This window comes from Acinetobacter sp. CFCC 10889 (assembly GCF_003268395.1).
Taxonomy (GTDB): Bacteria; Pseudomonadota; Gammaproteobacteria; order Pseudomonadales; family Moraxellaceae; genus Acinetobacter.
Map to the genome: position 1 here is coordinate 16,659 of NZ_LQXQ01000034.1, position 20,804 is coordinate 37,462.

A 20,804-nucleotide genomic window follows, 5' to 3' on the forward strand; every position below is an offset into this window, starting at 1 on the left:
CTAACTAAACTTAGATTTTGTGTCAATGATTTTTGCTAATTAAACTTAGTTTTTATTGTGTTGTAATATTTTTTAAAAGTATTTTTTAGATGGGGTAAACTTTCCAACGTATTTTCCTCTGTATACAAAGCCTTCTTCGAGTGGAATTATATTTGGAGTGAATTGCGGATTTAATGCTTTTAAATATATGGCGTTAAACTCACGCACTAGCGCTTTAAATGTAGCTTCATCGTTACGAGCAACAGCTATCATCTCTCCATTTTGTACACAATCAAGCGGAATATCTGGATCAATACAAACATAATCACCGTGATTAAATTCTGGAGCATTACTGATGCCTTGGCAGACCAAATAAAAACTATTTTTCCCGGCATCGGGTGGTGATGGAAGCCACATATCAATTTCACTATGAGAAATTGAACGTACATTTGACATAGTGCCACATTGTATAGAAGTCAAAACAGGTAACATCCTAGTAACAGGTCGATAGTCAATTACTGTATCAGAAGCTTCTGTTTTTCCATACATTATATAGTCGATAGTTGTGTCTAAAATCGGTGCTAAAATGTTCAAATACTCAAGTTTTGGCGTGTTTACATCTTTTTCCCAGTGCACAACAGATACATCTGATACGCCAATTTTATTCGCTAAATCTTTTTGAGTTAGCTTTTTTTCTTTTCGCAAATGCTTTATGCGGGTCCCGATAGTATTCATATTTCTAGTCTCGATAAAAACTAATTTATCTTAGCTCTTGACTAACTAAGTTAAGTTATGTGTAATAAAACTAAGTTTAATTAGTTTTTGGTGTAATCATGACTCGTGATGAGGCGACAGCGCTTTTAAATTGTTCGTTAGCCGAATTGGCTGTGAAATTAGCAACAACTACTTCTGCTATAGCGCAGTGGGATGAAAATAATATTCCTGCTTTGCGTGAATACCAGATTCGGGATTTAGCAGAAGGTAAAACGCCCATCGGCTTACAGAAGCGTAAGCAAAATGTAAATCAAACCACAAAACAAACAAATATCTAAAATCAGGGGCAAATTAGATATGTCAGAATTTTTATCAAATTTTGCTGCTGAGCATGCAGTACTTCCGTTTGATGTTGCTCTATATCGTGCATGTAAAGATCGCCACGGTAGCAAAGCTGCAATTGCAGAAATAAACGGTTTTAATTCGATGGTTTTTAGTAAGTGTGTCGATATTAATAACGAGCAATATCATTTAAAACCTGAGCACATTGAAGCGATTGTTAGTTATACAAAAGACATTCGTATTTTGGAGAGCTTAGCAGCAGCTCACGGTAATGTTGTCTTCTATGAAATACCTGAACGAATTGCGAATGCTAAAAATTTTAATTTTTTAGCAAATATTGGGTCGGTATCAAAGAAAGTCGGTGTGCTGTTTGATGGTCTCAGTGATTCGCTGGAAGATGGTGTAATCACGGATGTTGAATTGGCAATGCTTGAAAAGCACTGTCAGCAACTCATTGGCGCAATTTCACAGTTAAAAAATCTTGCACGTGAAAAATCTGAAGCAGATCGTAAGGAGCAAATTTAATGGCCCTTACGTTTGATCAAGTTCGCGAGGCATCGTATGGACGTTGGAAAGATTTAGTATTTCCAGCATTCGGAATACAAGTTCCAGGTAAAAAAAATGATCATGGTCCTTGCCCAATTTGTGGGGGTAAAGACCGTTTTCGTTGTGATGACAAACAAGGCAAGGGCACATGGATCTGTAATCAATGCGGTGCGGGTGATGGTTTTTCATTAGTTGAAAAAGCTCGTTGCATGAATTATTCAGAAGTGCTTAAAGAAGTTGGGTCGGTACTTGGCTTATCTGCAGATTCAAAAATCACAGATGAAGATCGGCAAAAGTGGCGTGAAAAAGCTGAGCGTCTACAACGTGAGCAAGAGTTAAAAGAGTTGCGTGAACAGCAAGCAGCCGCAAAACGTGCAAATCGCATTTGGTCTGCTCAGTCTGTAGATCGTGATTGTCCTTATGTAGATAGAAAACAAGTAAAAAATTACGGCTGCAAAGTCAATGGAAAGGGGAATCTGATTGTTCCGCTTTTTGATATTCAAGGACAGATTTGGAATATTCAGGAGATTCATGCAGATGGTCATAAACCGTTTTTATCTGGTGGACGTGTATCAGCATGTTTTTATGTCATTGGTGAAATAACACATGAAAACCAATTGATAGGTTTTGCGGAAGGCTATGCGACAGGTGCGAGTATTTATGAAGCGACAAGAATTACAACTGTGATCGTATTTAACTCAGGAAATATGGATAAAGTCGCTAAAGTTTTTCGTGAAAAATATCAAAATAATCCCTTTGCTTTTTTTGCAGACGATGACAGTCATTCAAATCCACCTGATGCAGGCCTAATTGCGGCTAATAAAGCTGTGGCTGCGACAGGCGGTATTGTGATTTTACCTAAATTTAAAACAGTGGAGTCAGTATGATTGATGACGAAATGTTAGAGCAGCCGCAGGCATCATCAAAGCCATTATCTGATTTCAATGACTTGCATGTGTCAGAGGGGTTAGAAGTTGTGCGGGAGCAGATCGAAAACGGGATTTCTTCGCAACTTTCTCAAGTTGAATTTTCCCCGCACCCCTTTTCAGGTGCAAGCCACAATATGGGGCAAGGGTCGAATTTTGAGCAAAATTTGAGTGATATTTCACTAGAAAATAGTACTGAACCTGATTTTTCTTTAGAACAATATACCGAAGCAGATTTGATCGAACGTGAAAATCAAAGCCTTGGTGAGCCTAAAGCCAAGGGGAAAGGGGAAATCATAGACTTTGAACGTCCTGATTTCACACTGGAAAAGTGTTTGGCCAGATTTATGTTGGTAGAAGGTAAAACGGATGTTTGGGATTCTTTTAAGAAGAAAAGTATCAAAGCAACTGCATTTACTAAAATGGTTGGTAAAAATGTAGCGAGTAAATGGCAGTCACATATTAATCGAAAAATGATTGATGCTGATGCAATCAAAGTTGAAATTGATAAACAAGGTGCTGATGAAGTCACTAATTTAATTACTCGTTATGTGCATTTAGAGGGAACGCTTGAAAGTTGGGATACATTACACAGAGAGCGTGTGAAAAATGTTGCTATACGTGAAGCTTTTCCGAATCAGTATGAAATTTGGTTTAAATCACCACATCGTCGCATGATTCATAACCGTGATCTTGTTTTTGATCCCACCAATTCAACCAAAGAAAATCAAATCAATAAATTTACAGGTTTGGAGGTTGAAGCTCTTGCTGATCCAGATCTACCCGATGCTTTACTGGGTTTGGGTGATGCATATAAGAAAAGCCAAAGTTTTGTTGATTTGTTGCGTCATTTATGTGAAGGCGAAAAACAGGCATTTAATTGGTTGATTCGTTGGTTGGCGTATCCATTGCAAAATAAAGGCGCGAAAATGGCAACTTCGATTTTAATGCATGGAAATATCCATGGTGCAGGTAAGTCATTATTTTTTGGTGGAATCATGGAAAAGATTTACACAAAATATCATAAGACTTTAGATCAACGAGATTTGGAAAGCCAATATAACGACTGGGCAGATGAAGTTTTGTTTTTACTATTTGAAGAAATTGCAAATAATAAAACTAAGCATGGCATGATGGGTTTTATTAAACATTTGATCACTGGATCTAAATTATCTATTCATCAGAAGTTCATGTCATCAATGCAACAAGCCAATCACATGAATACTGTATTTTTATCAAATCATACACAGCCCTTGCCCATTGAAGAAAATGATCGTCGCTTTTTGGTGTTATATCCAAAATCTACAGTGCCACAGGAATTGTTAGATAAAGTGATTGCTGATCTTGGGTCAAAAGAATCAATTGACGCTTTTTATACAGCTTTACTCCAAATTGATTTAACAGGATTTAATGCACATACAAAGCCGCCAATGACCAGGGCAAAACAAGAAATCATTGCATACACTCGACCAGGATACGACACGTTTATTACACAATGGATTGCTGAAGATACTGATTATCCGTACTGCACATGTACAACAATGCAATTATACGATGCTTATCAGAAATGGAGTAAGCAAACTAATGAGCATATCGTTAGTCTTAAGCGATTTATGGGGGAGGCTAAAAAATATGGCATTGTCTCGACTGAAAAACAGGAACATTGGCGAAAACCATCTGAACCAATAAAAACTAGGCAGACGAAAGTAATTGTTGTTGGCCAGATGCCTGAAATGATGCCTGATCCAAGGACTAAAGAAATGAAACCAACTGTCAAAATGGATTGGTTGGGTGTTGATATAGAAAAGTTTGACAATGCATTGAAAGGTGATAATAATGATGCTCCGTATCCAAAATATCAATAAAAACATACGGTTTTGTGTACCATGTGTACCATCGTGTTTACCATTATTCAGCAATGGTAAACAGATGCAAACCTCGTCATGTAAGGCTTTCAGTATTTTTGTGTACCATGTGTATGATTCTCTCACATGCGCACACGTGCATATATTCTCAATCAATCATTGTTATTCAATTTTAAATAATTGTTATTATTTTTTTTCGACTTTAAAAAAGTTTTCTTGTGCGAGGAAGTTTTATTTAAATGGTACACATGGTACACAAATTAATATAACCATTGAAAATAAAGGCTTTCCAGTGTTTACCATTTTAAATAATGCTAAACATGATCATACACATGGTACACATTTGTTAAAAAAAAGGATTTTGATGTGGAAAAATATTTAAGATTATTAAATCCGAAAACAATCAATTATGAAGCATATCGCATTGATGGCGGTGTGCAGCAGCTGACAGCGCAAGATGTAATACTTGCTATGAGCTATGCAAAACTAACACCACTTCAAGATAACTTGATTCGTTTGAAATGCTTTGGTGCAAATACTGCGCATAATTTGAATATCTTTGTTCCAGTACTGGAGAAATACTTCAAAGCAATTTTGGATCAAAAAATTGAAGTTGTTGATCATCATGCAGTTGTGATCCGTATTGCATTAACAGAATTTTGTGCTGTGACAGGAAAGTATTCACCAACTGTTCGCAGTCGTGCAGTGATCGGCAAGGTCAGTACAATGGTTGTGCATCGACATATAAATCAGCACATTGATTTATTTTTAAACATTTTGAATAAGGAATTTGAAATTGGCGCTGAGAAAATAATTTTTCAGCTTGATAAAACTAACTTTAATTAGTATTTGACACTGAAACAAATTTAAGTTAGTTTTTACCACAATGAATAACTGTAATTAAATTATTCAGCGCTGTAAGTTTCCTTCAGAGTCGAAAGACTCTTTTCATACCGCATGTTGCCCCTCGGAGGTCCATGCGGTTTTTTTATGGAGTTAGATTGATGTTGCGACCCATTAAGATGAGCTTACTAATTAGCTTAGGACTGTTTAAGTAAGCACGTTTAGATCACACGAAAGATGGTACAACCCGCACAGTTCATCGAGTGCGAATAGGATATGCAGGAAAGTGACAATCAAAGTTGGGAGTGATGCCCCGCCAAAAATATGACATCGAAACTGAAAATTGATTAGTACCGTGCCTATTAGGTGGCAATCAAAGTAAGGAGTAGCTATGGATCACAGCATAGATCTTCTGTGGTGATCAGTTTCTATATGTTGAGGTTTTATGAGTAAGCGCAAGGAATACTGGCAACAGCATGAAGCGCAGATTGCCAAAGCTGAACAAGCCAAAAGCAAGGCTTCAACAGATCAGGAAAAAACTTGGAAAAAAGCAGTCAGTGAATATCTGATTGTTAATTCATTTTGTGAAGATTGTAAGAAGCGTGGTTATACAGGTATTGCTGAACAGGTTGTCCATGCTGATGATCCGAAGAGTAATCCAATTTTATTTTGGAATATTCTGAACTGGAAAGCAGTTTGTTCAAATTGTTTTGAATCTTACAAGGCTCCAGTTGTGATTCCGAATCCAATTCGTGAATCAGTATTAGAAAATTTATATACGGTGAAGTGATGGCACGTTTACAAAGTTTAGGCGGGAAGTTACCAACTTTAAAATCAAATCAAGCGACCTTGCCCAAACAAGAAAATTATGGGCAAGGTCGTGGCGGCAGACCGTGGCGCAGAATTAAACAACAGGTTCATGAACGTGATGAATGGACATGTTGCAAATGTGGTCGAACAACAATGGACCTTGAGTGTGATCATATTGTGAATACAGCTCAAGGCGGAACTGACGATTTAAATAATCTTCAATCGCTTTGCAAGCCTTGTCATTCTGATAAGTCAGCAGCAGAAAGCAAAGCAGGGATGGTAAAGAATGACTTTTGAAGAATGGTTTCAGCAGCAGTATTTCTATACAAACATGCGCTATAAGTATGGCGATGGTTTGTTTTTGAAAGACGGTGATATGTATCGCCTACTGGTCGTGCAGATGGTTTATATGGCGTGGAAGTTTAAACATGACGAAGCGTAACTGTACATGTGACTGTAAAGAATTACTCATTGAATTACTTAAGAGTAATGCTGAACAGTCAAGAGTCATGGCGGCTCAGAATGCAGTAATGGGAAAGATTGTTGACCAGAACACTGAGTTAATGAATCAACTATCTTATGAGGAAGACAAAGAGCCAGATCGGCTGAAGACATTGGATTGATTATGAGTAATGAAAAACAAATTGAATCAGAAATTCAAGCGAAAGGTTTAAATGCACCACGATTAACGCCTGTTCATATTGATCGTGTGATTGTGGGTGAAACATACACCAATTTACCCGATGGCCGAACGGTAATTTGTCAGCTCACATTGAAGAATGGCTTTACTGTTGACGGCAAATCCGCATGTGTAAGTAAAGATAATTTTAATCAAGAAATTGGAAATCAAATTGCTCGTGAAAATGCGCGTGAAAAGATTTGGGAATTAGAAGGTTATTTATTGAAAGAAAAACTATACCAAACTGAATTGGATAAACAGTTTTAAACCTTGTTGGTTGGTTAACTAGTAAGTTGATCAACCAATTTCGTGGAACATATTCAGATTATTGATTTTATTAAATTTTCGTGGAACATTTAATAAAATCAATAATTTGCACAACTTTGGTGCATTTTAAGGGCGTGGGGGGTATGTAAAAATTTTTCAAAGTGATCAAAACGGACACCGCCCCCTCTCTCATTTGTAAAAAAAATCCCATTTGAGCTAAAAGTAAATAAACTTTTTTGAAAATCAAATAAATAACTTATGTTTTTGTCATTTGGAGGTAAAAATGGCTTTGACTGAAAAGATGAAGGCTTTTGCCTTGGCAAAAATGCAGGGCAAGTCAAATAAAGAGGCTGCAATCTTGGCAGGCTATTCTGCGGGGTCGGCGGCTAGTCGAGGAAGCCAACTTGAGGCAAATCCCGAAGTAGTTGCATATCTGGCGAGCTTGAATCTTCAGGGGGGTGGGGGAATTGACCACATGCCTTTGGGTGAAGCAGCTATAAGAGCTGAAGAAAAAGACATGGAGAATATAACCAATTCATTGGAGTTCTTGCAACATGTTTATAAAAATCCTCGTGTGGATCGTAAGATTCGTATTGAGGCAGCAAAGGCAGCTTTGCCCTATGAGCATGGAAAGATTGGTGAAAAAGGTGTGAAAGCAGGTCGTGAAGATGAGGCTGATGATGTTGCAAATAATGATGATGATTTTGCAACTGCAGGTAATCAACGAAAAGCACGTGATCAACAGCGAGTGAGTTAGTATGTCGTCAATGTCCCCGATCTGGACAACAGCTTGCCCGGATTGGGAAAAAAAGATTCTTGCAAAAGAGTCTTTGATTGCATGTCAGCCGTTGTATCCAGATGAAGCCGAACTTGCTTTAAAAGTTTTTAAAAAATTAACCTTAGTTGATGTGGCGGGTAAGCCAAAAATTGGTGAAGTCACAGGGCAGTGGGTGTTTGATTTTGTTGGTGCAATTTTTGGTGCTTATAATTTTGAAACCAATGAGCGTTTAATCAATGAATTCTTCTTACTGATTTCGAAAAAGAATACGAAGTCAACCATTGCGGCGGGCATTATGCTCACTGCAATTATTTTAAATGATCGCTTTTCGGCTGAATTTATTATCATTGCACCAACAAAAGAGGTTGCAGATAATTCATTTAAACCGATTCGTGACATGATCCGTGAGGATGCTAAGCTTTCAAAATTATTTAGCGTCTCTGAACATACACGGACTGTAACGCATCGAAAAACTAAAGCAACTTTAGCTGTTGTGGCATCAGATACTGGTTCTGTTGGTGGTAAAAAAGGCGCATTTATTTTAGTGGATGAGCTGTGGATTTTTGGGAAGCGTGCCAATGCTGAAGCAATGCTTGAGGAAGCAACAGGTGGTATGGCTTCATTTCCTGAAGGTTTTTTGATTTGGTTATCTACACAGTCAGATGAACCGCCTGCTGGAATTTTTAAAAAGAAATTAGATTATTTTAGAAAGGTTCGAGATGGTGAGATTGATAACCCATCATGTTTGCCTGTGATTTATGAATTTCCGCAAAGCATGATTGATGATGAATCTTATTTGAACCCAGATAATTTTTATGTCACAAATCCGAATTTGGGGCGTTCTACCCATATTAAATTTTTGCTAAATAAGTTTGAGCAGAAAAAAGAACAAGGTCCTGAGTCAGTTCAAATCTTCTTGGCCAAGTATTTAAATGTTGAAATTGGCATGAACAAGCGAGCAGATCGTTGGGCAGGTGCTGATTTTTGGATGGATTCTGCTTACAAGGATCGGCTTGTTATTGAGACTATCATTGATTTAAGTGATGTGATTGTTTTTGGTCTTGATGGTGGTGGTCTTGATGATTTATTTGGTTTGGCTGTAATTGGTCGTGATAAAAATGATCGTGGTCGTTGGTATTTGTGGAATAAAGCTTGGGCGCATGAGATTGTTTTAGAACGTCGAAAAGATATTGCACCCGCATTACTAGATTTTCAAAAAAATGGGGATTTGGTTGTTGTAAAAAGCTTAGGTGACGCTATTTCTCAAGCGGGGAAAATCATCAAACGAGTGAATGCAAGTGGGAAGCTTCCTGAAAAACATGCAATTGGTATGGATAAGTTGGGAATGCCTTCAATGCAAGATGGTCTGATTGCTGAAGGTGTTGATTTCGAAAAAATGGTCGCGGTGCCGCAGGGTTATTTACTATCTGGCTATGCACAAACTTTAGAATGGAAACTTGCTGAAGGTGATTTGTTGCATGCAGGGCAGCCAATGATGAATTGGTGTGTAGGTAATGCGAAAGGTGTGATGAAAGGTAATGCGCTGATGATCACAAAACAAGAATCAGGGCGAGGCAAGATTGATCCGCTGATGGCAACGATGAATGCGGGTGCATTAATGTCACTAAATCCAGAGCCGCCAAATCAAAGTTATGGGGTATTTTTCGTATGACTCAGAAAGAAAAAATTAAGTTGGAGATGAAGAATCTCCAATATGAACAATCGCATTTTGGAGCCTGTACGACAGCAGGCAAGACGGATCAAGAAATCGCTCACATTGATGAGCGATTTTTTTGGCTTGTGAAAAGTTGGAATCACTCAAAGCAGGCTTAGAGCGAATTAAAACTTAGGAGTATTTAAGCGATGAAGCTTGCATATAGCTTGCTTGAGGTGAAGTCATACGATGAGGATGCATGGGTTTTTGAAGGTATTGCAACAACGCCTACACCTGACCGAGTCGATGATGTTGTTGAGCCGAAAGGAGCACAATTTACTTTACCAGTACCATTTCTTTGGCAACACAATAAAAGTGAACCTGTTGGAACAGTCATTGAAGCCAATGTTACTGATGAAGGGATTTTCGTTAAATTTAAGCTGACGAAGCCTGATGAAGTTGAATCTGAAGAATTAAAAAAGCGGCTGCAATTGGCATTTGACAGTATTAAAACTGGCTTGGTACGTGGTCTTTCTATTGGGTTTCGTGGTCTTGAGGTTGCGGATATTCAAGGTACTTGGGGTTATAAGTTTATTAAGTGGGATTGGTATGAACTATCGGCTGTTACGATTCCTGCGAATCAAGAAGCATCTATCACAGGAATTAAAACACTCTGCCAAGCCAATCAAAAAAATCAATCAAATCAATCACAGCAAGAAAAAACCTTGCCGTGCATAGCACCTACATCTGTTCAGCCTGAATCAAAACATCTTGTTGTGAAACTGGCGGCTGTAAATACAAACAAAACTGGAGTAAAGCTCGTATGAAATTAGCAGAGCAAATTGCAACATTAAAATCAAATATTAAGTCTAAGCAAGATCAGATTATTGAAAAGTCAGGTGGTGCTATTTCTAAAGGTGTTACACCTGATGAAGCAACTGAAGCTGAAATTAAAGGTCTTGACGCTGAAATTGAAGTCTTGAAAGGCAATCTTGAGCGTTTGGAAGGTATTGAAAAATCTCAAGCAGCTTGGGCAAATGGCACAACGCCAGTTGCGGGAAATACTGCAAAAGATGGTCTTGATTCAACACAAGGTAAGCCTCCAGTGGTGCAAACTGAAAGTAATTTACCAAAAGGTATTGGTTTTGCGTTAATGGTTAAAGCCATGGCAGTGGCAGCACACAGTAAGGGTGCTGTAAATGCAATTCAAGTTCTTGATTCTTGGAAAGCACCTGAAATTGTAAAAAATGCCGTTAGTCAGAAGGCGTTAATTGGTACAACAACAAATGCTGACTTTGGTGCTGCACTTGTAGATTTCCAGAATTTGACAGGTGAGTTCATTGAGCTTTTGCGTGGTCAAACTGCTGTTGATAAGCTTGCACCTCAAATGCGTGAAGTTCCTTTTAATGTGAAAATGCCTGCACAAACAGGTGCAGTAAGTGTTGGGTGGGTGGGTGAAACTAAACGTAAACCTACAACTAATCCAACATTTGGTTCTGTAAATTTAACTAAATCCAAAGTCGCAGGTATTGTGCTCCTTTCAGATGAGTTAATGCGTTTTTCATCACCCAAAGCTGATGGGATTATTTTGAATGATTTTGTTAAATCAACAGCTGAATTTATTGATAATGATTTCTTTGACCCTACAAAAGCTGAATCAGAAGATAGTCCAGCATCTGTTTTAGATGGTTCAACCAAAATTGACAGTTCTGGTGTAACTGCGGCAGCAATTGAAGCAGATTTGGAAAAAGTTATTAAGGTCTTAACTGATAATAATATTCCGTTGGAAGGTGCTTCTTGGGTAATGTCTGCAAGTCGTGCGGCAAATCTTAGTAATATGCGAGATGCTATTGGGCGCAAGTACTTCGAAAGTATGAATATTAAAGGTGAAAAAGAATTGATGACTTTGCCTGTTGAGATTTCGGCAGGAGTGACAAATAAAATTGTTTTAGTTGTGCCAGGTGAAATTTTACTTGCTGATGATGGTGGGATGGATTTTGCCATCAGTACTGAAGCAACCATTAATATGGGAACTGATCAAGCGCCAGCATGGGTTAATTTGTTTGAGCAAAATCTTATGGCAATTCGTGCAGAGCGTTTTATTCGTTGGAAGAAGCGTCGTGTGCATGCTGCTGCTTATTTGCAGTTTGCATAACTTTTAATTTAAAAAGCCCCTTTTTTAAAGGGGCTTTTGCATTTATAGGATATGCGACATGCCTAAAGTTAAATATTTAAAAGATTTATGTTCTGGTCGGGCAGGGAAAGTCTGTGATCTAACAGATTTTGAGGCGAATATTTTGGTTCAACTGGGTGCTGTTGAAATTATTGATGAAAATGCAGGAAGCAATACAAGAGAATTACTTCTCAATCTAAATGGTTCGCCAGTTGTAGACGATTTTGGTGCTTTTGTTGAAGTTCCAGAGGCTATTGAAAGTACTGCGAAGAAAGGCAGAAAGTTAAATAAAGGGTGAAATTATGGGTATTTTTAGCAATATATTTCGCAAAAAGTCCATGATGCCTGTCAACGGTGGTGGTTGGCGAAATGTAATGGAGCCATTTACAGGTGGTTGGCAACGAAATATGGAGCTAAAACGAGAAGACTTACTCTTATTTCATGCTGTATTTGCCTGTATTTCTACAATTTCACAAGATATCGGCAAGTTGCCTTTAGATCTAAAAAAGAAAGATGGCCAAATTTGGGTTAAAACTAAAGACAAAAATCTTAAATTTTTAGAAAAACCGAATCCATATCAAACCATGCAACAGTTTTTGGAATGTTGGATTATTTCAAAAATTACACGTGGTAATACTTATGTTTTTAAGCGTCGTGATGCATACGGCAATCCGCTGCATTTGATCGTTTTAAATCCTGATAATGTTACGCCCTTGGTTGATGATTTTGGCAGTGTTTTTTATCGAATCGGTATAGATAGGCTTGCGGGTCAAACAGAGTCTATTATTTTACCTGCTTCTGAAATTATTCATGATCGTGAAAATTGTTTGTATCATCCATTGGTGGGTATTAGTCGTATTCAAGCTGCTCATAATGCAGCGATGCAAGGTACGGAAATCCAAAAATATGGATCAAGCTTCTTTCATAATATGGGTCGCCCAAGTGGCATCTTAACAGCACCTGGTAAATTGCTTGAAGAAGATGCTAAGAAGATTCAGAAAGCATGGAATGATAACTATTCGGGTAACAATATTGGAAAAACTGCCGTTTTAGGTGGTGACATGAAATATGTTGCTATGTCGATTCCTGCATCTGATGCGCAAATGATTGAACAACATAAGTGGTCTGCTGAAATCTGTTGTTCTGTGATGAAAGTTCCTGCATTTAAAGTTGGCGTTGGTTCTTTGCCTAGCGGTGTAAAGCCTGAAGATATGGAGCGGATCTATTTGAATAGTTGTTTGCAATCATTAATTGAAGCAATTGAAAACTGTTTAGATGATGGGCTTGGTTTGAAAGAAAAAGGTTATGAAGCTTTTTTGGATATTTCAGGCTTGTTAAGAATGGATTCCATGTCACAAATGAATTATTACGTTGGGCTTGTAAAGGGTGCTTTGATTACTCCAAACGAAGGGCGTTTGGCATTGAATTATGAGCCGAAAGAGGGTGGTGACTCTTTGTATATGCAGCAACAAAATTATTCACTTGAAGCGTTGGCTAAGCGTGATTCAAAAGAAGATCCATTTGCAAAAGCAGATACAGGCAAGGAGACGAATGATGCCTCTGACAGTTGAAAATGTTGCTTATCATCTGCGCTATGACTTGGATAATGTCATTCGTGATGATTTGCAAATGCTTTTAGATAGCGCAGAACAAGCTGTTAAAGATCATGTTTTAACAAAATATGATGCTGAAAATAAAATTCAGCAACGTGCAATTTTGATGATGTGCGGTTATTTCGATGAAAATCGGGGTGTAGATAAAAATACACCTGCCAATGATGGTTTTTTACCGCAGCCAGTGAAAGATTTGCTGACTCCGTATTACGTTCCTTTGTGTATTTGAGGTGATGTATGTGTTGTAAATGTTGTAATTGCTGTAAGGGTAGTCAAGGCGGCTATCAGCCAAGAAAAGAAGCTAAGCCTGAATACGTTCCACCACCACCTTTAGTTAAAGTTGGACCACCCAAAAAACCATAGGTGACATATGCGCTCAAATGAATTGCGGCATCGAGTCAAGATTCAGCGTAAAAGCGGTGGTCGTGATGAAAATAATGATGAAATTCCTGTGCAGTGGACAGATTTCACAGAGATTTTTGCCAAAGTCACGCATCTATCAGGTCGTGATCTGATCGCTGCTCAAGCTGCACAATCTGAAGTTATTGCACGTATGAAAATCAATTATCGTACAGATATAGATACTGAAATGCGTGTGTTATTTAAAGATCGGATTTATTCCATTACTTCGCCACCACTTGACGATCCAGACAGTGGCAACGAGTACTGCACATTTACTTTAAGTAAGTTTCTAGAAAATACAGGTTAGGAGTTTGGCCATGGCTGAGCATTTTCAGATACAGGGTCTTGAGGATGTTCAGGCGAAGCTTCAGGCACTTGGTAATCAGAAGGAAATCAAAAAATTTGTTAGAAAAGCGAGTCGTCAAGCGATGAATATCGTTCGTGATGCAGCTCGTAATAATGCAAATCTATTGATGATCCTGTTTCATCTGAAAAAATTCACAAAAATATCACTGTGTCACCAGGTAAAACCAAGGACAAAAACAGTATTAAAATGCGGGTAGGTATTAAGGGTGGTGCGAGCTATAACCAATATTCAGTAAGTAATGCAGGTTTAAGTGGTGGTGATACTCGACACTGGCGTTTTATTGAATTTGGTACTTCAAAAATACCTGCTGTGCCATTTATGCGTCCTGCTTTGGCCAATAATGTTCAACTTGTTATTGGTCGATTTACTGAATCATTTATGCAGCAACTAGATGCTGCTTTGGCGGCATTATGAAAAATTTTGAGATGTTTAAAATTTTGCAAGCAGATGCGCAGGTTAAAGCATTGCTTGCTGATCGTATTTTTGAAGACATGGCACCATCTGCTACAGCCACACCTTATTTAATTTGGACGGAAGTGTCGGGAGCGCCTGAAAACAATTTGGATTGTGGCGCAAAAGTGGATCATCTTGAAATCCAAGTGTTGATCTATGATCCATATAAAGTGACTGCACGAAATATTCGTTCTGAAGTGTGTCGTGTGCTTGAGAAAAAGCATGTGATTGATGCCCGGCTTGGTCATTATGAAGCAGATACAAAGCTTTGGGCGCGTGGTTTTTCGATGAATGTATGGTTAAATCGTTAATTATTTGGAAGGTATCTGTGATGACTGAATATTTAAAAATGTTGCATGAAATCGAAGCTAAAAAAGAAGCATTTGAGCAGCATCTTGCACAAGTGATCAATGATGAAATTTCAAAGTTTCACAAGGAAAATCAAATTCCAATTAAAGATGTTTATGTGACGTTAGCGAATGTGTCAGCGATGGGATATTCTAAACAATATGTCGTTTCGTCTGTTTCTGTTGATTTGGATACGAAGCCATGAAAAAAATGAAATATTCAAATTAATAGATATTGTTATTTGAAATGAAACCCTGCAACCGCAGGGTTTTTTTATTGCCTAAATTTTAAGGAGCTACACAAATGGCAGTAGTGAAAACTCAGGGTACACAGGCTTTTGTCGTGATTGGCGATGAAGTCGTGCGCTTTAAATGTTTAAAGAAAATTGGCTATGGTCAAGATTCGTTTTCAAAAATCGATATTACTTGTTTAGATGCAAAATCAAAACAGTATGAACGAGGGATGCGTGATCCTGGTGAGGGTTCTGTTGAACTTAACTATGATGATGAAAACCTTAGTCATGATCAGTTACTTGAACTTGCCGAATCAGGTGAAAAAAAGGTGTGGTATATCGGTTCAGGTCATTCGGAAGATGCGCCAACGCTTGCGGGTGGTGTTGTGACTTTGCCGCCAAGTCGTTCTTGGAATCAGTTCACAGCATATATTAACCCAACTGCACCAAATGATATTGAAGTTGATGCAGTGGAAAGCTACACATTCACATTGGTACGTGTGTCACCTGTTGTTCGTAAAAAGCGTACTATCGCAGTCGTGCCTTAATCTAAACTTTAACCTTGCCCCGATATTCGGGGCATATTTTTTGGTGATGTATGAAAAAGCTAAGTTTAAAAGATATTAAATCTGGTTTATTGATGGATGCGCCTGAGCAGATTTCTGTTGAAATTAAGTTTAAGGGTGAAGCAACATTCTTTGAAACTTATATTTTGCCGTTTTCTTATGACACCGCAGTTGCGCAGATGAAAGCATATGGTGAGAAAAAGGAAGCTTTGGCAGGAATTTTGGCATCTGTGATTTGTGATGAAAATGGAAAATTAATTTTTACTGAAACTGATGTTCGAACTAAATTTAATCAGGCATTGGTTGATGCAATTTGGACAAAAATAGTTGAAGTCAACATGTTGGGAAAGAAGCCGAGCTTAGCCCCGACGACGAACTTATCATCGAAATCGGAATCGCAATCGGTAAAACCTACAGCGAAGTCAAAAAGCTCAAAATCTCGGAAATCAAAAGATACACAAGCTACTTCCACAAATACGGCAGCTTCAACATCGGACGACGCTTAGAGCAAGAACTTTCGAAAGTTCATCATTCATATTTGGTGGGCAAAGGTGTAAAAGAAGTCAGTTTATATGACTTAATGACACATGAAGAGAAGCCTGACAGTGAGCGCAGTGAGTTAGATTTTGATGATGATTAATAAGAAGCTGATTTTTATCGGTTTCTTTTTTTGTCTAATTTGATTATTTTAATGTCTCTTTTATGAGGGACTAGAAATGAAAAAAATATTAATTTCAAGCATTTTTATGGGTTTGATTTTTGTTGGATGTTCTAAATCTCCAGAGGAGAAATTAGTTGATGAAACTGAAAAGCTTGAATTAGAAGTAAGAGCACATGTGAGAACGCTGTTGAAAGATGGTAATTCTGCTGAATTTAGAAATCAACAAAAAATGTGTGGTGAAGTAAATTCAAAAAACAGCTTTGGTGCATATACAGGATTCACAAAATATATTGTCACTCAGGATAAAACTTATTTTGAAGAAGAATATCGGGATGAGTTGGGTAGAGTTGCTTTTACTGATTTATGGAATTCCAATTGTAATTCTAAAATAGTTACTTCTAAACAAAATGAGCAAATTGCAGTAGATGCGTCAAAGTAGTTTGAATAGTGAAACAAAGACCGCCTTTTGGCGGTTTTTTTATGTCTGGAGAAAAGTTGTGGCAGGACTAGGTACATTAACTTTAAATTTAGTGACGCAAATCGGTCAGTTTATTGCACCGCTTGAGCAAGCTGAAAATGCTGCAACTGATGCAACAGATAATATTGCGGAAGGTTTTAGCTTGGCGGGTGCAGCAGCGACAGCATTCGGTGCATTGTTGGCGGGTGCTTCTGTGGCAGGTGTTTATGAATATATTACTGGCATCATGCAAGCTGCGGATGAGCTTGATGCTTTTGCGAAATTAGCAAATTCTAGTGTTTCACAGTTTCAGTATTTCTCGAAAGGTGCTGCATCTGCTGGTATTGAGATGGAGCAATTTGCAGATCAAATGAAAGATATGCAAGACCGAATTGGGGATTTTCAGCAGTCAGGTGGTGGTCCACTTGCTGACTTCTTTGAAAATATTGCTCCGTTGATTGGGGTCACGATTCAGCAATTTCAAAAGCTTTCTGGTCCCGAAGCGATGCAACTTTTTTATGATTCGCTTGTAAAAGTTGGGGCGACTAAAAATGATATTAAATTCTATATGGAAGGTATCATTAGCGACTCATCTAAGTTAATTCCGCTTTTAGAAAATGGTGGTGCAGGATTTAAAAGATTTGGTGACAATGCTTTGGCAGCTGGATCTATCATGTCAACAGATGTGGTCAATGGTTTGAGTGAAGCCAATAAAAACCTGATGATGATGATGGAGCATTGGACAGGGCTGAAGGTTGCTCTTGTTGAAAATGTTGCGCCTGCTATTTCTTTTGTGGTTGAAAATTTCGATGAAATTAAAGCGGTTGCATTGGCTTTAGGTGCTGCAATTGCTGCTCGTCTAGTTGTGCAATTGGGTATGTTGTCTGTGCAATTTGTGCAAGGTGTTATACAGGGTGTGCAATATCAGATGACGTTAGCTGCTATGGCTGGAGAGACTATTACGCTTTCAGCAGCGACAGCAACATTAAAAGCATCAATGATGAGCCTCGTTGGTGGGCCTGCGGGTATTGCTATTTTAGCGATACAAGCAGTGGCGGCAGGTGCTGCTTTTATGTATATGCGTAAAGAAAGTGATGACTTAAAACCAAGTTTAGATAGTCAAAATATTTCAGTTCAAGAATTGGTTAATAGTTATGTTCGCTTAGATGATGCTGCAAAACGTACCCAAGTTCGTGCTGAAAATGCAAAATTAACTGAGCTTAGTCGATCTTATGAAGATGCTAGTAGTAAATTGATTTCTTTGACAGTTGCGATGGGGCGCTTTGATGGTTCTAGTGATACTGCTGTAAAAGCTGCTAATGATTTAGCAATGCAATACAAACAGGGTGATATAACAGCTGAGCAATTTGCACAAAAAATTAATGGCTTAAACGGTGTTTCTGAAGAATCAAAAGCTAAAATTGATGCTCAAGCAAGTGCTGTGGGTAGAGCAAAGTCTGAAATGCAGAAACAGCAAAATGTTGTTGATTCTTTGGCTGCAAAAAATAAACAACTTTCTGCATCACATGATCAAGTGGCAAGTAGTGTGAATTTGCAGGCACAGGCATATCTATCTTTAACCCAAAAACAGCGTGAAGCACTGAATACGGTTAAAGGAGACCTTGAGCGTGAAAATTACATCAATATCAACATGAAGGCAGGTTGGTCACGTGAAAAAGCTGAATATTATGCTGATTACCGTGATCAGGCAGGATTAGGCTATACAGGAAAAACTTTATCTGATTTAGAAAAGAAGACTGTTGAACAAGGCTATAAATTACAACTTTCGACTGAAGCGCGTGAGGAGTCTGAAAGAAAAACAGCGGAATATTTAAAAGAGCAGCAAAAAATACGTGAAAAGATGGTCAATTCTAAAACGATTGATTCTGTGATTGGTAAAGGTGAGGGAGGGTATAATTCTGTAAATCTTGGTAAAAAGTTTGGCTATAAATCAAGTACCCGTAATTTAACAGAAATGACAATTGGCCAAATTCTTGCAGCTCAAGAGCGAAAGGAATTTAATACAGCAGGTAAGTATCAATTGTTAGGCTCAACATTACGTGGAGCAGTTGATGCTGGAATTGCTTCAACGGCAGAAAAATTTACAGCAGAAGTTCAAGAGCGCATTCTTCAAAACTACTTGCTTACAGCAAAAAAAGGGCGAGGTAAGATTGAGGATTATATTCGCGGTAAAACTGATGACTTGTTTGGTGCAAATCTTGATACAGCTAAAGAGTTTGCCGCAATTGCAAGCCCTGTAACAGGTAAGTCTTATCATGATGGCAGTGCAAACAATAAAGCAAGGATTAGTGTTAAAGAAGCTCAAGATGCGCTTAAAGCAAGTCGTGAATTATATGCTCAAGCTATAGCATCAGGTAAATCTGCTCAAGAGGCATGGAAATCTGCATTTAATGGTTCTATCTCTTTTGTTGATGGCACGGAATTGCAAAAAGGGCTTGATAGTATTGTGCAAGCTAATATTAAGTTTGAGCAGGATCAGGAGCAGTTTAAAGAGCAATTTTCTAGTGCTGATGTAGTTAGAAATCAAAAACGTATTGATGATATTGCGGAAGCTGAACGTCTTGGCTTACAACATCTTATTCCGCGTATCGAAGAGCGTTATGCAAATGAAACTCGACTTTCTAAACTTGAATTAGATCAACAGTTAAATTCGTGGAATTGGACTGAAGATGAAAAATTAAAGAAAGAGGCTGAGTTAAATAAGGCTCACATTGTTCTTAGTTCAGAGTTAAATGATATTCAAAAGCAGCTTGCAAAAGAAGCTGTAGATGATCAGTTGGCTTATGATCTTCAACAATTTAGAAAAGCGCAAAAGTGGAAAGAATTTGAAGCGATCAACAGTTTTAAAGCTATTCAAGACCAGATTCTAGGCTTGGGCAGTAACACTGACGACATTTTTGCTAAAGCGACGATGACGCCAGGTGAGTACGAATCATGGTCACTTAAAAACAATCGTGATAGTGCAAAATTAGATCTGCGTAACAATCTAACTTCTGTTGAACAAAACATCGTACAAAGTGATGCTTTTGATTCAGAAGATGATCGTTATCAAGCGCTTATTGATGCTCATAAAGAGTATCGTGATGCGTTAGCCGCGATAGATGTTCAGTATGATCAGCAAGTAAAAGACTTGGCTCAAAGTCAGCATGATATGCAAATGGGAATTTGGCAGGATCTTCTTACTAGGACAGGCACAATCTTTAATGATATGGCTGCGATGGTAAAAGAAACCGCTGGAGAGTCGAGCGCAGCATATAAAGCCATGTTTTTAGTAAATCAAGGTATTTCTATAGCTCAAGCTATGATTAATACCGAAGTCGCAGCAACTAAAGCGATGGCTGAAGGCGGTTATGTGATGGGGATTCCGATGGCAACTGCGATTCGAGGGCTTGGTTATGCTTCAGTCGGTATGATTGCAGCACAAACTATCGCAGGCATGGCGCACGACGGTATCGATAGTGTGCCGAAGGAAGGAACTTGGCTGCTAGATCGAGGTGAGCGTGTCGTTGATTCTCGAACCAATGCTGATTTGAAAGATTATTTAGCAAAAGGTGGTGGATCTGGTGATGTGCATATCTCAGTTCAAGTGACAGACTCAGGTGTTTCAACACAGTCAAATCAGTCGAATCAAAAGCAGTTAGGGCAAATGATTGGTAATGCTGTACGTTCTGTGATTATGCAAGAAAAGCGTCAGGGAGGTTTATTAGCGCGATGAGCAACCGTAAATTCACACACTGTACTTTGTTGGATGGCAATAGCACGACAAATACATTTAATGTGTTGTCGTCAAAATTTGGCGATGGTTACGAGCAACACGTATCAATTGGCATTAACAACAAAAAAGGGCAGTGGAATTTCTCAAAAAAAGGTTCTGAAGCTGAAATTTTAGAGATCGAAGCCTTTTTTGATGATCACAATGGAGCTGATTCTTTTCTTTGGGATCATCCAAAAGACGGTGAAATTCGTGTAAAAACAGATACGCAATATCAAGCCGTTTGTTTGGGCGGGGATTTATGGCAAATCTCAACAACGTTCTATCAAGTTTTTCACCCTTAATTCATTTTAATTTTAATCACCGCCTTTTGGCGGTTTTTTTTGTGAGAAAAAT

General features: G+C 38.3%; 27 protein-coding genes and 1 pseudogene. 27 read left to right on the forward strand and 1 reads right to left on the reverse strand.

Annotation, left to right across the window (positions count from 1 at the left end):
• Positions 1-72: 72 nt before the first annotated feature.
• Positions 73-714: a LexA family protein gene (locus AVJ19_RS13330; protein WP_111860172.1), complete on the reverse strand. Its 642-nt coding sequence runs from the start codon at positions 712-714 to the stop codon at positions 73-75.
• Positions 715-812: 98 nt separating this feature from the next.
• On the opposite strand from AVJ19_RS13330, the gene AVJ19_RS13335 reads away from it, so the two are divergent.
• The 27 genes and pseudogenes from AVJ19_RS13335 to AVJ19_RS13465 all read left to right on the forward strand — a co-directional run bounded on the left by AVJ19_RS13335 (position 813) and on the right by AVJ19_RS13465 (position 20,752).
• Positions 813-1,031 carry a hypothetical protein gene (locus tag AVJ19_RS13335; protein WP_111860173.1) on the forward strand — a complete coding sequence of 73 codons (219 nt, stop codon included), beginning with the start codon at positions 813-815 and terminating at the stop codon, positions 1,029-1,031.
• 19 nt (positions 1,032-1,050) lie between these two features.
• On the forward strand, positions 1,051-1,560 hold the full coding sequence (locus tag AVJ19_RS13340; RefSeq protein ID WP_111860174.1) for a phage regulatory CII family protein: 510 nt from the start codon (positions 1,051-1,053) through the stop codon (positions 1,558-1,560).
• Positions 1,560-2,468, forward strand: a complete 909-nt coding sequence (locus AVJ19_RS13345; RefSeq protein WP_111860175.1) for a primase-helicase zinc-binding domain-containing protein — start codon at positions 1,560-1,562, stop codon at positions 2,466-2,468. The genes AVJ19_RS13340 and AVJ19_RS13345 overlap by 1 nt, the downstream gene beginning before the upstream one ends.
• Positions 2,465-4,372, forward strand: coding sequence for a DUF5906 domain-containing protein (locus AVJ19_RS13350; RefSeq protein ID WP_111860176.1), 1,908 nt, complete (start codon positions 2,465-2,467; stop codon positions 4,370-4,372). Before AVJ19_RS13345 ends, AVJ19_RS13350 begins: the two co-directional genes overlap by 4 nt.
• Before the next feature lie 366 nt (positions 4,373-4,738).
• Complete coding sequence (locus AVJ19_RS13360; protein ID WP_111860178.1) at positions 4,739-5,218, forward strand: hypothetical protein; 480 nt, start codon at positions 4,739-4,741, stop codon at positions 5,216-5,218.
• A 442-nt stretch (positions 5,219-5,660) separates the two neighbouring features.
• Positions 5,661-6,005: a hypothetical protein gene (locus AVJ19_RS13365; protein ID WP_111860179.1), complete on the forward strand. Its 345-nt coding sequence runs from the start codon at positions 5,661-5,663 to the stop codon at positions 6,003-6,005.
• The gene (locus AVJ19_RS13370; RefSeq protein WP_111860180.1) at positions 6,005-6,322 is read left to right on the forward strand and encodes an HNH endonuclease; all 318 of its coding nucleotides are present in this window, start codon (positions 6,005-6,007) and stop codon (positions 6,320-6,322) included. Before AVJ19_RS13365 ends, AVJ19_RS13370 begins: the two co-directional genes overlap by 1 nt.
• Positions 6,312-6,467, forward strand: a complete 156-nt coding sequence (locus AVJ19_RS22060) for a hypothetical protein (protein ID WP_162626609.1) — start codon at positions 6,312-6,314, stop codon at positions 6,465-6,467. The genes AVJ19_RS13370 and AVJ19_RS22060 overlap by 11 nt, the downstream gene beginning before the upstream one ends.
• Complete coding sequence (locus tag AVJ19_RS13375; RefSeq protein WP_111860181.1) at positions 6,454-6,648, forward strand: hypothetical protein; 195 nt, start codon at positions 6,454-6,456, stop codon at positions 6,646-6,648. The genes AVJ19_RS22060 and AVJ19_RS13375 overlap by 14 nt, the downstream gene beginning before the upstream one ends.
• 2 nt (positions 6,649-6,650) lie before the next feature.
• Positions 6,651-6,971, forward strand: coding sequence for a Gp49 family protein (locus AVJ19_RS13380; RefSeq protein ID WP_111860182.1), 321 nt, complete (start codon positions 6,651-6,653; stop codon positions 6,969-6,971).
• A gap of 283 nt (positions 6,972-7,254) precedes the next feature.
• The gene (locus AVJ19_RS13385; protein WP_111860183.1) at positions 7,255-7,728 is read left to right on the forward strand and encodes a hypothetical protein; all 474 of its coding nucleotides are present in this window, start codon (positions 7,255-7,257) and stop codon (positions 7,726-7,728) included.
• A 1-nt stretch (position 7,729) separates the two neighbouring features.
• Positions 7,730-9,421, forward strand: coding sequence for a terminase large subunit (locus tag AVJ19_RS13390; RefSeq protein ID WP_111860184.1), 1,692 nt, complete (start codon positions 7,730-7,732; stop codon positions 9,419-9,421).
• Positions 9,418-9,582 carry a hypothetical protein gene (locus tag AVJ19_RS13395; protein ID WP_228203366.1) on the forward strand — a complete coding sequence of 55 codons (165 nt, stop codon included), beginning with the start codon at positions 9,418-9,420 and terminating at the stop codon, positions 9,580-9,582. The genes AVJ19_RS13390 and AVJ19_RS13395 overlap by 4 nt, the downstream gene beginning before the upstream one ends.
• A 30-nt stretch (positions 9,583-9,612) precedes the next feature.
• On the forward strand, positions 9,613-10,230 hold the full coding sequence (locus AVJ19_RS13400; protein WP_111860185.1) for an HK97 family phage prohead protease: 618 nt from the start codon (positions 9,613-9,615) through the stop codon (positions 10,228-10,230).
• Complete coding sequence (locus AVJ19_RS13405) at positions 10,227-11,558, forward strand: phage major capsid protein (RefSeq protein ID WP_111860186.1); 1,332 nt, start codon at positions 10,227-10,229, stop codon at positions 11,556-11,558. Before AVJ19_RS13400 ends, AVJ19_RS13405 begins: the two co-directional genes overlap by 4 nt.
• A 58-nt stretch (positions 11,559-11,616) precedes the next feature.
• Positions 11,617-11,874 (forward strand): hypothetical protein, encoded by a 258-nt coding sequence (locus tag AVJ19_RS13410; RefSeq protein ID WP_111860187.1) that lies wholly within the window; start codon positions 11,617-11,619, stop codon positions 11,872-11,874.
• 4 nt (positions 11,875-11,878) lie between these two features.
• On the forward strand, positions 11,879-13,147 hold the full coding sequence (locus tag AVJ19_RS13415) for a phage portal protein (RefSeq protein ID WP_111860188.1): 1,269 nt from the start codon (positions 11,879-11,881) through the stop codon (positions 13,145-13,147).
• On the forward strand, positions 13,131-13,418 hold the full coding sequence (locus tag AVJ19_RS13420; protein WP_111860189.1) for a head-tail connector protein: 288 nt from the start codon (positions 13,131-13,133) through the stop codon (positions 13,416-13,418). The genes AVJ19_RS13415 and AVJ19_RS13420 overlap by 17 nt, the downstream gene beginning before the upstream one ends.
• A 141-nt stretch (positions 13,419-13,559) precedes the next feature.
• Positions 13,560-13,898 (forward strand): phage head closure protein, encoded by a 339-nt coding sequence (locus tag AVJ19_RS13425; RefSeq protein ID WP_111860190.1) that lies wholly within the window; start codon positions 13,560-13,562, stop codon positions 13,896-13,898.
• A 10-nt stretch (positions 13,899-13,908) separates the two neighbouring features.
• A pseudogene (locus tag AVJ19_RS13430) lies at positions 13,909-14,372 on the forward strand (HK97-gp10 family putative phage morphogenesis protein).
• Positions 14,369-14,722 (forward strand): DUF3168 domain-containing protein, encoded by a 354-nt coding sequence (locus AVJ19_RS13435; RefSeq protein WP_111860191.1) that lies wholly within the window; start codon positions 14,369-14,371, stop codon positions 14,720-14,722. Before AVJ19_RS13430 ends, AVJ19_RS13435 begins: the two are co-directional and overlap by 4 nt.
• A 20-nt stretch (positions 14,723-14,742) precedes the next feature.
• On the forward strand, positions 14,743-14,964 hold the full coding sequence (locus AVJ19_RS13440; RefSeq protein ID WP_162626610.1) for a hypothetical protein: 222 nt from the start codon (positions 14,743-14,745) through the stop codon (positions 14,962-14,964).
• A gap of 98 nt (positions 14,965-15,062) precedes the next feature.
• A complete protein-coding gene (locus tag AVJ19_RS13445) occupies positions 15,063-15,539 on the forward strand; it encodes a phage tail tube protein (protein WP_111860193.1) in 477 nt (158 codons plus the stop codon).
• 50 nt (positions 15,540-15,589) lie between these two features.
• Positions 15,590-16,063 carry a phage tail assembly chaperone family protein, TAC gene (locus AVJ19_RS13450; RefSeq protein ID WP_111860194.1) on the forward strand — a complete coding sequence of 158 codons (474 nt, stop codon included), beginning with the start codon at positions 15,590-15,592 and terminating at the stop codon, positions 16,061-16,063.
• A gap of 210 nt (positions 16,064-16,273) precedes the next feature.
• Positions 16,274-16,657 carry a hypothetical protein gene (locus tag AVJ19_RS13455; protein ID WP_111860195.1) on the forward strand — a complete coding sequence of 128 codons (384 nt, stop codon included), beginning with the start codon at positions 16,274-16,276 and terminating at the stop codon, positions 16,655-16,657.
• 58 nt (positions 16,658-16,715) lie between these two features.
• Positions 16,716-20,411, forward strand: a complete 3,696-nt coding sequence (locus tag AVJ19_RS13460; RefSeq protein ID WP_162626611.1) for a hypothetical protein — start codon at positions 16,716-16,718, stop codon at positions 20,409-20,411.
• Positions 20,408-20,752: a phage tail protein gene (locus AVJ19_RS13465; RefSeq protein ID WP_111860197.1), complete on the forward strand. Its 345-nt coding sequence runs from the start codon at positions 20,408-20,410 to the stop codon at positions 20,750-20,752. Before AVJ19_RS13460 ends, AVJ19_RS13465 begins: the two co-directional genes overlap by 4 nt.
• Positions 20,753-20,804: the final 52 nt, after the last annotated feature.